We start from the raw sequence: 11,866 nt of genomic DNA, 5'->3' as shown, positions 1-11,866 counted from the left end.
TTGACGTTGACCGTGAATCCCTTGGCCTTGGCGGCCTTGATCGCGGAGACGGCGCGGTCGAACACGCCCTTCTGCGACACGGCCTTGTCGTGATGCTCCTTCAGGCCGTCGAGATGCACCGAGAAGAACAGATAGGGCGACGGCTCGAACAGATCGAGCTTCTTCTCCAGCAGCAGTGCGTTGGTGCACAGCGAGACGAACTTCTTGCGCGCGACCAGGCCGCGCACGATCTCGCCGATCTCCTTGTGGATCAGCGGCTCGCCGCCGGGAATGGCCACCATCGGTGCGCCGCATTCATCGGCCGCGTCCCAGCATTCCTGCGCCGACATGCGGCGATTGAGGATCGCGTCCGGATAGTCGATCTTGCCGCAGCCGACGCAAGCGAGGTTGCAGCGAAACAGCGGCTCCAGCATCAGCACCAGCGGATAACGTTTCCGGCCCAGCAGCTTCTGCTTCATCAGATAGCCGCCGATACGCATTTCCTTGAAGAACGGTATTGCCATTACAGGTTTCTTTCTGGACTTAAGTAGAGAAATGGATCAGCCCGCCGTCAACTCGGCCGGAAGCCGAAATTCGATGTTTTCCTCTCGGCCAGGCAGCACCGACACTGCCACCGGCCCGATTCGTCTTAGCGCCTCGATCACGTCATCAACCAGAACCTCGGGCGCCGAGGCGCCGGCGGTGATGCCGACGGCCTTGGCGTCCTGCAGCCAATCCGGGTTCAGTTCGCTGCCATCGGCAATGAGATAGCTCGGAATGCCGACCTCGGTGCCGATTTCACGAAGCCGGTTCGAGTTGGAACTATTAGCCGCCCCCACCACCAGAATAACATCCACGAGTTTGCTGAGGTCCCTTACCGCGGATTGGCGGTTCTGTGTCGCATAGCAGATATCCCGAATGTCCGGGCCTTGAATATCCGTAAAGCGCTCTTCCAGCGCGGCGATGATGTCCTTGGTGTCATCCACGCTGAGCGTGGTCTGGGTGATGTAGGCCACCGGCGTGTCCGCAGGCATCGTCAAGGCCGCCACATCTTCGACATTTTGGACCAGCAACACCGGACCGGGAATCTGACCCATGGTCCCCTCGACCTCGGGGTGCCCGGCATGACCGATCAGGATCAGCGCCCGGCCTTTCGACACATAGCGCTTGCCCTGGTTGTGAACCTTCGTCACCAGGGGGCAGGTGGCGTTGAGAACCGGCAGGCCGCGCGCCGCGGCTTCCTCCTCCACGCTCCTCGCCACGCCATGGGCGCTGAATACCGTGACGGCGCGCGGGGGTACTTCCGACAAATCCTCGACGAAGATGGCGCCTTTGTTTTTCAGGCTTTCGACCACGTATTTATTGTGGACGATCTCGTGGCGCACATAGACCGGCGGGCCGTAGGTCTCAAGCGCGCGCTCAACGATTTCGATCGCCCGCACGACGCCCGCGCAAAACCCGCGGGGCTGCGCGAGATACACTTCCATGGGTTGCCCCTTACGCAAGTTGCACCAAACTCATTTTACATCCCCATCCAGCGCGGACATCCACCCAGAGTGGACATCTGCAATAACCACACCACACCAAATTCCCAACCGTCCTCTGGCCAAGCCCACGGATGCCCCCGGGGGCTTTGTGTCAAAAAACGATCGGCTAGGAAAGGCGGATTGCGAAACGGCGAGCCATAGACGAAGCCTCTAGCCCCGGTCAAGGTATCATGGTACAGGAATGCACGAAATCTGGCGAACAGCCATTGCGCCTCGCAAGTTCGTCACTTTACCCAGATCGATCAGAGCTATACCAATCCCGGCCAGATCAGCCTTGAGCGCGGTTTCGTGACGTTTCACGCGTTTTCCCGGTGCCCTGAAGTATAAAAACCTCAAAAACAGTGTCGGATCAGCTTTCGGAACTCCGGTAGATGGCGGGCGTTTCGGGCACGCCGAGAACATGAGAAAGAATAGATGTGCTGACAAGTACCGTTGTATCGATTGTCAAAGCTTGCACGCGGTTTGCCTTTCTCACGGTCCTGATCGCGCTTACCCTTGCGACAGCGGCAGGTTTCTACACGGCCCGGCATTTCACCATCAATACGGATATCAATACGCTGATCTCGCCGGATCTGGATTGGCGCAAGCGCGATAATCAATTCGACACGGCATTCGATCGGGACAGCACGATTTTGGCCGTGGTGGAGGCACCGACGCCGGAATTGACCAGCGCGGCGAGTGCCGCGCTGGAGAAGAAATTGTCACCTGATACCGTGCATTTTGCATCAGTTCAGCCGCTCGGCTCCGGAGAATTTTTTGACAAAAACGGCTTGCTGTTCCTGCCCGTAGACGAGGTCGGCCGGTTGACGGAGCAGTTTGCATCCGCCGCGCCGCTGATCGAAATCATGGCCGGCGATCCCAGCATACGCGGGTTGACCGGCGCGTTGGAAACCGGCCTCGCCGGCATCAAGCGCGGAGAATTCAAGCTGGACAGCACCGATCGGCCCTTCAACCTGATTGCCCAGACCGTCGAGAAGGTGGTGACCACGGGGTCCGCCACGTTCTCCTGGCGGGAGCTTGTCAGCGATACGCCGTTGACACCAGCCGATCGGCGCGCCTTCATCGAGTTCAAGCCGATCCTCGACTTCAATGCGCTGGAGCCAGGAAAGGATGCGACCGATGCCATCAGGCAGGCGGCGAGAGATCTCGATTTCGCGGGTAAATATGGCGCCCGCGTACGGCTGACCGGGCCGGTTCCGATCGCCAACGAGGAATTTGCGACCGTTCAGGATGGCGCCGTGGTCAACGGCATCGGCACTGTGCTCGTGGTACTGTTTATTCTGTGGATGGCCTTGCGTTCGCCGAAGATCATCTCCGCGGTGTTCGCAAATCTCTTCATCGGCCTTTCCATCACGACAGCCCTGGGCCTGATGATGGTGGGCTCGCTGAATCTGCTGTCGATCGCGTTTGCCGTCCTGTTTATTGGATTGGGCGTGGATTTCGGCATTCAGTTCAGCGTTCGCTACCGGTCGGAGCGCTACAAGAGCAGCGATCTCGGGGCTGCGCTGCAGCAGGCGGCCGAGCGTTCCGCGGTCCCGCTGTCGCTGGCCGCGATGGCGACGGCGTCGGGCTTCCTCTCGTTCCTGCCGACCGACTATAAGGGCATTTCAGAACTCGGCGAGATCGCGGGTGTCGGCATGATCATAGCCTTTACCAGCAGCATCACCGTGCTGCCGGCATTGCTGAAGTTGCTCAACCCGCCCGGGGAAAAGGAGCCCGTCGGCTATGCATTCCTGGCCCCGGTCGACCATTTTCTCGAAAGGCACCGCGTTGCCATCATCGTCGGCACGCTTTTGATCGCAGTCGCCGGTCTGCCGTTGCTTTACTTCCTCAGATTCGACTTCAACCCGATCAATTTGCGCAGTCCCAAGGTGGAGTCGATCGCGACCTTTCTCGATTTGAGAAGTGATCCGAACACCGGTGCCAACGCCATCGACGTGATGACGAGCTCGGAAACCGACGCGAAGAGCATCGCGGCCCGTCTGGATCAGCTGCCTGAAGTGCTCCGCGTCATGTCGCTGGACAGTTTTGTCCCCGAAGACCAGCCGGCGAAATTGAAACTCATTGCCCAAGGCGCCAAGATTCTCAATCCCGCACTGAACCCGGACTCCATCGATCCCGCGCCGTCCGACGAGGAGAATGTCGATGCCTTGAAGGAAACGGCAGGGAGTTTGCGCAAGGCCGCCGGTGATGCGACGGGGCCGGGCGCGGTGGCTTCGCGGCGGCTGGCCGATGCCCTGTCCAAGCTCGCGGACTCCAATCAAGCCACGCGCGATAAGGCGCAGGCTATCTTCGTAACGCCGCTGACGTTGGTGCTCGACCAGCTCAAAACCTCGTTGCAGGCCCAGCCGGTCAGCCTCAAGACCCTGCCGGCCGGTCTGGTGCGTTCGTGGCAGACCAAGGACGGCCTGCAGCGGGTCGAGGCGCTGCCGCGCGGCGATCCCAATGACAATGATACGCTGCGCAGGTTTGCCAGCGCCGTTCTGGCCGCCGAGCCGAATGCCATTGGCGGACCGGTGTCCATCCTGAAGTCCGGCGATACCGTCGTCAGTGCCTTCATCCATGCCGGCATTTACGCGCTGCTCGTGATCGGCCTGCTGCTCTGGCTCGCCTTGCGGCGGATCACCGACGTGCTGCTGACGCTGGTGCCATTGTTGGTGGCGGGGACGGTAACGCTGGAAATCTGCGTGCTGATCGGGCTGCCGCTCAACTTCGCCAACATTGTCGCGCTGCCGCTGATGCTTGGTATCGGCGTCGCATTCAAGATCTACTACGTCACGGCATGGCGATCGGGGCGAACCAATCTGCTGCAGTCGAGCCTGACGCGCGCGATATTCTTCAGCGCAATGACGACGGCCACCGCGTTCGGAAGCCTCTGGCTATCCAGTCATCCGGGTACCGCTAGCATGGGCAAACTGTTGGCGCTCTCGCTGCTCACGACATTGGCAGCGGTGTTACTGTTTCAGCCGGCGTTAATGGGTAAACCCCGCGATATCGGGGAGTAGACAGATATCGCCGACCGAATCGCCCGGCTTGGCCGTGGTCGGCTGCTTTTGACCTGATGTCTTGGCGAAGGGGTTGGCGGCCCCGACGGTCTTTGGCGTGGTGGTCTTGGTGGGCTTGGGTCCCCGTGTCAGGCTGCTGGCGGGGCTTGCGGGAATCGGGCCCTCGACGCGCGTCCAGGTTTCGCCGCCGCACAGAAAGCCCAGCACACAACCTTGAATCTCCATATGGTCGGGATCCACCGGTTTGATTGTCGAACTGTAGGTTTGTCCGTCCTTGCCGTTATAGACTTGGCCTTCCCACTGATCCACGCCCGGCTTCTTCTGCATGTTGAGCAGGATTGGCATTCCCAGGGTCGGCCTGTTCTGTTTTGAGACATCGGGGTTGTGGCTGTCGCGACCTCCGGGGTCCCGCTCCCAGGAAACGGCGCCCCACATGCTGCCATTGCACTGTTGAACACGGATGTTCGCTACCCCGTCCGCCACCCTCCAGTCGCCGGTGGGATCCAGCGCCAGGGCCGGCACAAGTCCTGTCGCCAAAAATATTCCGGAGTATGCTATAATGCGTATAACGTTTTGAGGGCGGTGCAACATGGCTTGAACCTGTGCTTAAGATATGTGAAGGGCAAAACGCCGCATTGAGCGTTTTCAGTTGACGTGATGGCCATCAACCCAGCTATGTAGCCAATGCTATATTCGAATCTAGACGTTTCCGAGATGTTTGTGGACCGCCAGTCGCAGCGCAGTTCCATGCATGCGCGCCACTTAAATGAGCAGCTGGTCCGGGTCCTCAAGACCATAGGCTACGATGTCGGCTTTCAGAAAGGGCAGGGCCAGTACCTGTTCGATCGGGACGGCGTGCGCTATCTCGATTTGCTGAGCGGTTTTGGCGTTTTTGCCATTGGCCGCAACCATCCGGCGTTGCGCGCGGCACTGAAAAGCGTACTCGACAGCGACCTGCCCAACCTCGTGCAACTCGATGTTTCGACGCTGGCTGGCGTGCTGGCGGAGCGGCTGCTGAAATACGTGCCCTATCTGGACAAGGTCTTTTTTGCCAATTCCGGGGCAGAATGTGTTGAAGCTGCGATCAAATTTGCCCGCGGCGCCACCGGCCGGCCGGGTATCGTCTACTGCGCCCATGCCTTCCACGGATTGTCCTATGGCGCGCTGTCGCTCACCGACGATGCCAACTTCCGGGCCGGCTTTCAGCCGCTGCTGCCCGGATGCACGTCGATTGCCTTCAACGATCTCGCCGCGCTGGAGCAGGCGCTGTCGTCGCGCCAGGTTGCCGCCTTTATCTTCGAGCCGATCCAGGGCAAGGGCGTCAACATGCCCACCGACGAATTCCTGCCGGGTGCGGCGGCGCTGTGCCGCAAGTACGGCACCCTGCTGGTCGCCGACGAGATTCAGACCGGGATGGGACGAACCGGCCGGTTTCTCGCGGTCGAGCACTGGAATGTCGAACCCGACATGGTGCTGCTCTCCAAGGCGCTGTCGGGAGGCCATGTTCCCGTCGGCGCCTTGCTCACCCGCAAGAGTGTCTTCGACAAGATCTTCAATCAGATGGATCGCGCGGTGGTGCACGGCTCCACCTTTGCCAAAAACGATCTGGCGATGGCGGCCGGTATCGCAACCCTCGAGGTGCTGGAGTCCGAAAAACTGATCGAGGCGGCGGCCAAACGCGGCGCCGAGCTGCGGTTGGCGCTGACCCGGATGGTTCCCGGCTATGAACTCCTGAAGGAGGTTCGCGGCAAGGGGCTGATGATCGGGGTCGAGTTCGGCCCGCCAAATTCGCTGCGGCTGAAGGCGTCATGGAACGTCCTCGAAACCGCCAACAAGGGTCTGTTCTGCCAGCTCATCACGGTGCCGTTGTTCAAGGATCACAAAATCCTGACCCAGGTTTCCGGCCACGGCAGTCATACCATCAAGCTGCTGCCGCCGCTGACCATCACCGAGCAGGATTGCAACTGGATCGAGACGGCGTTCGATACCGTCATCGCCTCCAGCCACAAGGTTCCCGGCGCGATCTGGTCGCTGGGCAAGACGCTGGTCGATAACGCCGTGCGCAAATCGGCATGATCGGGCCCACGGCGTCGCTTGTCCCGAGCGCACGATAAAGCGAAAGCTCAATCGCATTGGCCTGGCATCGCATTGGCCTAGGCCTGTGGTGCCGGTCCGCAACGCGGTCTGGAATTTTCGGCGAGTTCATCGCGCATCCTCCAGGATCATCGCGGCGCCCTTTTCGGCAATCATCGCGGTCGGCGTGTTGGTATTGCCGGAGGTGATCGTCGGCATGATGGAGGCGTCGACGACGCGAAGTCCGGCAACGCCAAAAAACCGCAGCCGCTGGTCGACCACCGCCATCGGATCATCCACCGTGCCCATCTTCGCGGTGCCGACGGGGTGAAAAATCGTGGTGCCGATATCGCCGGCGGCCTTCGCCAGCGATGCATCGTCGTCGCCGACCGATGGACCCGGCAGGAATTCTCGGGGGTGAAATTGCTTGAGCGCCGGCTGCGCCATCAGCCGCCGGGTGGCACGAATGGCGTCGGCGGCGACCTCGCGGTCTGCCACGGTTGACAGATAGTTCGGCGCGATTTCGGGCGCGGCATCTGCTTGACCGAATCGAATGCGCACCGTGCCGCGCGAGGTCGGCTGCAGATTGCAGGCGCTCACCGTGATCGCCGGGAAGCGGTGCAGGGGATCGCCGAACTTGTCGAGCGATAGCGGCTGGACGTGGAACTGGATATTGGCGCGCTCGCGATGCGGATCCGAACGCGTGAAAATCCCGAGCTGCGACGGCGCCATGGTCAGCGGCCCGCGCCGGCGCAAGGCATAATCCAGTCCCATCAGGCCGCGCCTGAAAAGCGAATGGTAAGTCTCATTCAGCGTGCGTACGCCATCGACCTGGTAGATGGCGCGTTGCTGCAGATGGTCCTGCAGGTTGCGCCCGACCCCTTGGCGGTCCAGGACGCATCCGATCCCGAGCGGCGCCAGCCATTGCGCCGGGCCGATGCCGCTGCGATGCAGCACCTGGATCGATCCGATCGAGCCGGCGCACAGGATCACTTCGGCCTGGCCGCGGGCCTCGACGACCTCGCCGCCTTTGACAAAGCGCACGCCAACGGCGCGGCGGCTCTCGACCATCAGGCGATCGACCAGCACGTCCGTTTCGAGCCGCAGATTGGGGCGCTTCAAGGCCGGCTTCAGAAAACCTCGCGCCGCCGACCAGCGGCGTCCGCGCTTCTGGTTGACATGAAAATAACCAACGCCCTCATTGTCGCCGGTGTTGAAATCCGCAAGTTTCGGAATCCCCATTTCTTCCGCGGCGTCGCCGACTGCATCCAGCACGGCCCAGGACAGCCGGGGCGCTTCGATGCGCCAGCCGCCGCCGCTGCCATGATGCTCGCTTTCGCCCAGAAAATGATCCTCGAGCCGCCGGAACGCGGGTTTTACATCATCCCAGGCCCAGCCGGAGAGGCCGAGCTGGCGCCAGTGGTCGTAGTCGGCGGCCTGTCCGCGCATCGAGATCATGGCGTTGATGGCGGAACAGCCGCCGATCACCTTGCCGCGCGGATAGCTCAGCGCGCGGCCGTTGAGACCGGGCTCGGGCTCGGTTTTGAACATCCAGTCCGAACGCGGATTGCCGATCGCAAAGAGGTAGCCGACCGGGATGTGAAACCAGATCCAGTTGTCGTTGCCGCCGGCCTCCAGGATCAGCACGCGGTTGGCCGGATCCGCCGACAGTCGGTTGGCGACGATGCAGCCGGCGGTGCCCGCGCCGACGACGATATAGTCGAAATCACCTTCGAGCCTTTTCGCCATTTTTGAATTTCCGCCCCGGTTCAGGATTTCTCGTCAATGCCCGGCTTTATGATGGGCAAGCAGGTCTCCCCTGAGCTTTATTCAGGCAGACGCGGCGCGACGGCACAAGCCTGCCCTGCCGTCAGGTCCAACCCCGGCGCAGGAGTGTTGGGTGGGTCGGGGCTTGCATGCTAGACAGGGCTGGACACTTAACTGGACCGAGACCTTCGATATGCCCATCCTCAATCGCGTCGCCGATCTGCAACCCGATATCCAGGCCTGGCGCCGCGATATCCACGAAAATCCCGAATTGCTCTACGACGTGCACCGCACTGCAGCATTTGTGGCGGACCGTTTGCGGGAATTCGGCTGCGACGAAGTAGCGACCGGTCTTGGCCGCACCGGCGTGGTCGGCGTCATCAAGGGCCGCAAACCCCCGGGCGATGGCGATATCAGGGTGGTCGGGCTGCGGGCCGACATGGATGCGTTGCCGATCCAGGAAGCCACCAATCTGGCTTATGCCTCGAAAACCCCGGGCAAGATGCACGCCTGCGGCCATGACGGCCACACCGCGATGCTGCTCGGCGCCGCCCGCTATCTGGCCGAGACGCGGAATTTCGCCGGCGATGCGGTCCTGATCTTTCAGCCCGCGGAAGAGGGCGGCGGCGGCGCCGCGGCAATGATCCGGGACGGGCTGATGGACCGTTTTGCCATCGACCAGGTTTACGGCATGCATAATGGACCGGGATTCCCGATCGGCACGTTCGCGATCCGCACTGGCCCGATCATGGCGGCAACCGATTCCATCGATATCCGGATCGAGGGGCTTGGCGGGCACGCCGCGCGGCCGCACAAATGCATCGATTCCGTTCTGGTCGGAGCCCAGCTGATCACGGCTTTGCAGTCGATCGTGTCGCGCAGCGTCGATCCCCTGGAATCGGCAGTCATCTCGATCTGCGAATTCCACGCCGGCAATGCCCGCAACGTGATCCCGCAAACCGCCGAGCTCAGAGGCACGGTGCGGACGCTGACGGCGGAAGTTCGGGAACTGGTCGAGAAGCGGGTGCACGAGGTCATAGCCGGCGTGGCGCAGATCACGGGTGCGAAGATCGATCTGGTCTACGAACGCGGCTATCCGGTGACGGTCAACCATGCCCCGCAGACCGATGTCGCGACCAGGGTGGCCAGGGAAGTGGCCGGCGACGGCAACGTTCATGAGATGCCGCCGCTGATGGGCGCGGAGGATTTTTCCTACATGCTGCAGGCGCGGCCGGGCGCGTTCATTTTCTGCGGCAATGGCAACAGCGCAGGCCTGCACCATCCGGCCTACAATTTCGACGACGAGGCGATCGTATTCGGCACCTCGTACTGGATCAGGCTGGTCGAGAACACGCTGGCGGCGTGAGGGCCGCTTTCCCCCCGGGTCAAATGACCTGCCGCTCGCACGGCGAACCTCATGATGCCAGAGGCTTATTCATGATCTCAACTATAAGGCGCCGTGCGAAAAAAGACTACTTTTCGTAACGCCGACATTCGCCTATATTTCCATGGCATGACAAATGACAGCTTCGAGGCCGGGCCTCACCGCAGCGATGGGTGCTCCAAATTCGAGAGCTACCGAAGGGCTGTTCAGCAAGAGCTCGATGCCTTCGAGCGGCGGGAGCGCGCGCGGATTTCGCAAGATCGAAATGATCGAGCGCGGCAACTGGCGGCCCGTTTTAGATTGCAGGTTTTGGCTTCGCTCGCATCGGCATAGCAAGACCCGCGCCGATGGTGCGGGCATTATCATTTCGACAGCGTGAGGCGGCCGAGCGCCGCGGCCTACAGAATGCTGGAAAACATCAGGTACAGAAGACCAGAGATGATCATCGCGGCCGGCAGCGTCAGCACCCAGGCCAGCGCGATGTTGCGGATCGTCGACCATTGCAGCCCGGATCCGCTGGCGGCCATGGTGCCGGCGATGCCGGACGACAGCACATGGGTGGTCGAAACCGGCAGTCCGTAGCCGTCGGCGGCCGCGATGGTCGCAGCCGCCGTGATTTCGGCGCAGGCGCCCTGCGCGTAGGTCAGATGGGTCTTGCCGATCTTCTCGCCCACGGTAACGACGATGCGTTTCCAGCCGATCATGGTGCCGAGGCCGAGCGCGATCGCGACCGCGATCTTCACCCAGGTCGGGATGAACTTGGTCGCGCTGTCGAGCGAGCCTTTGTATTTGTTGAGCGTCGCGATCTCGTCGCCGCTGAGTTCGCTTTCCTTGTCCTTCATGAGGAAGCGAATGGCCTCGGAAACCAGGTACATGTCGTTGCGGGTGTTGCCGACGGCGTCAGCTGGGAATTTCGCCAGCGTGCCGTATTGGGTCACCTGGTTGCTGATGTCGCGCACCAGCACTGCCAGCGACGGGAAGGTTCCCTCGTTGATCTGGCGCTGCGCGACGTAGTTCGTCACGGCCGGCCGCGGATTGCCCAGAACGTTGAAACCGGCGCCCTTATTTTCAATAACCTTGCTGGCCGCCGCCGAGTTCACGTTGAACAGCTCGATCTGGCTCTCGGGCAGTGAGCGATTCAGCGCGTAGGCGGTCGGCACCGTACCGATCAGAATGAGCATGATCAGCCCCATGCCCTTTTGGCCGTCGTTAGAGCCATGGAAGAAGCTGACCAGGGTGCAGGTCAGGATCAGGATGCCGCGGATCCACCACGGCGGCGGCTGGTCGCCCACGGGTTCGCCGAACAAGGCCGGGGTCGCGTGCTGCAACGCGGTCTTGAGGGCAAACAGCAGCAGCGCCGCCAACGCGAAGCCGAACAAAGGTGACAGCAGCAGCGCCTTGCCGATATTGGCGGCCTGCGACCAGTCCACGCCGGAGGTGCCGTCGCGGCCGCGCAGCAGCGCGTTGGTGATGCCGACGCCCATGATCGATCCGATCAGGGTATGGGAGCTCGACGCCGGCAGGCCGAAATACCAGGTGCCGACATTCCAGATGATCGCCGCGATCAAAAGCGCGAACACCATGGCAAAGCCGGCGCCGCTGCCGACCTGAAGTATCAACTCGACCGGCAGCAGCGACACGATGCCGAAGGCGACCGCACCGGTCGATAGCAGGACGCCGAACAGGTTGAACATCCCCGACCACACCACGGCGATGTGCGCGGGCAGGGAGCGGGTATAGATCACGGTGGCCACCGCATTGGCGGTGTCATGAAAGCCATTGACGAATTCGAAGCCGAGCGCGATCAGCAGCGCGACAAAGAGCAGGAGGTACGGCAGGTAGTCCGTTACCTTGGTGCCGGTCGCGTCGACATCGTCGTAGATGCTGTAGGCCACGAACAGCAGCGCCGCTGCGACCACGCCCATGTAGATAATGCCGGTCAGCGGATGAAAGCCGCCATCGAGGTTCGGTCCCCTGCGGGCGGGCTCAATCGAGCCGGGTAAGGCAACATCGCTCATGGGTAGGTCTCCCCTGAATTCCCAGATCAACGGAGTTTGCGTGACGCATGTGACACTATGGTGAAAGGACAGGGGCGACGAGACTTTGTCCTC

General features: G+C 61.7%; 9 protein-coding genes. 3 read left to right on the top strand and 6 right to left on the bottom strand.

Annotated features, from left to right (window positions below; all coding sequences use genetic code 11):
• The 3 genes from hpnH to ABSG20_RS18385 all read right to left on the bottom strand — a co-directional run.
• A partial coding sequence (hpnH, locus tag ABSG20_RS18395; RefSeq protein ID WP_423865938.1) for an adenosyl-hopene transferase HpnH occupies positions 1-503 on the bottom strand: 503 nt, incomplete at its 3' end.
• A gap of 36 nt (positions 504-539) precedes the next feature.
• The gene (gene ispH, locus ABSG20_RS18390; RefSeq protein ID WP_423865937.1) at positions 540-1,466 is read right to left on the bottom strand and encodes a 4-hydroxy-3-methylbut-2-enyl diphosphate reductase; all 927 of its coding nucleotides are present in this window, start codon (positions 1,464-1,466) and stop codon (positions 540-542) included.
• A 228-nt stretch (positions 1,467-1,694) separates the two neighbouring features.
• Positions 1,695-1,826 carry a hypothetical protein gene (locus tag ABSG20_RS18385; protein WP_423865936.1) on the bottom strand — a complete coding sequence of 44 codons (132 nt, stop codon included), beginning with the start codon at positions 1,824-1,826 and terminating at the stop codon, positions 1,695-1,697.
• A 116-nt stretch (positions 1,827-1,942) separates the two neighbouring features.
• Here ABSG20_RS18385 and hpnN point away from each other — a divergent pair, with 116 nt between their 5' ends.
• Positions 1,943-4,531 (top strand): hopanoid transporter HpnN, encoded by a 2,589-nt coding sequence (hpnN, locus tag ABSG20_RS18380; protein ID WP_423865935.1) that lies wholly within the window; start codon positions 1,943-1,945, stop codon positions 4,529-4,531.
• Here hpnN and ABSG20_RS18375 read toward each other — a convergent pair.
• Positions 4,499-5,122, bottom strand: a complete 624-nt coding sequence (locus ABSG20_RS18375; RefSeq protein WP_423865934.1) for a DUF2147 domain-containing protein — start codon at positions 5,120-5,122, stop codon at positions 4,499-4,501. The two genes, hpnN and ABSG20_RS18375, sit on opposite strands and share 33 nt — an antisense overlap.
• Positions 5,123-5,215: 93 nt before the next feature.
• On the opposite strand from ABSG20_RS18375, the gene hpnO reads away from it, so the two are divergent.
• Entirely contained in the window at positions 5,216-6,607 is a 1,392-nt protein-coding gene (gene hpnO, locus ABSG20_RS18370; RefSeq protein WP_423865933.1) for an aminobacteriohopanetriol synthase HpnO, read from the top strand.
• A gap of 126 nt (positions 6,608-6,733) precedes the next feature.
• Here the strand turns inward: hpnO and ABSG20_RS18365 are convergent, their stop codons facing one another.
• The gene (locus tag ABSG20_RS18365; RefSeq protein WP_423865932.1) at positions 6,734-8,353 is read right to left on the bottom strand and encodes a GMC family oxidoreductase; all 1,620 of its coding nucleotides are present in this window, start codon (positions 8,351-8,353) and stop codon (positions 6,734-6,736) included.
• A gap of 211 nt (positions 8,354-8,564) precedes the next feature.
• On the opposite strand from ABSG20_RS18365, the gene ABSG20_RS18360 reads away from it, so the two are divergent.
• The gene (locus ABSG20_RS18360) at positions 8,565-9,737 is read left to right on the top strand and encodes a M20 aminoacylase family protein (protein WP_423865931.1); all 1,173 of its coding nucleotides are present in this window, start codon (positions 8,565-8,567) and stop codon (positions 9,735-9,737) included.
• Between the two features lie 416 nt (positions 9,738-10,153).
• Here ABSG20_RS18360 and ABSG20_RS18355 read toward each other — a convergent pair whose 3' ends face one another.
• Positions 10,154-11,773 carry an inorganic phosphate transporter gene (locus ABSG20_RS18355; RefSeq protein WP_423865930.1) on the bottom strand — a complete coding sequence of 540 codons (1,620 nt, stop codon included), beginning with the start codon at positions 11,771-11,773 and terminating at the stop codon, positions 10,154-10,156.
• Positions 11,774-11,866: the final 93 nt, after the last annotated feature.

It is taken from the genome of Bradyrhizobium sp., from assembly GCF_049512235.1.
Taxonomy (GTDB): Bacteria; Pseudomonadota; Alphaproteobacteria; order Rhizobiales; family Xanthobacteraceae; genus Bradyrhizobium.
This window is presented reverse-complemented; position numbering and strand designations above follow the sequence as displayed.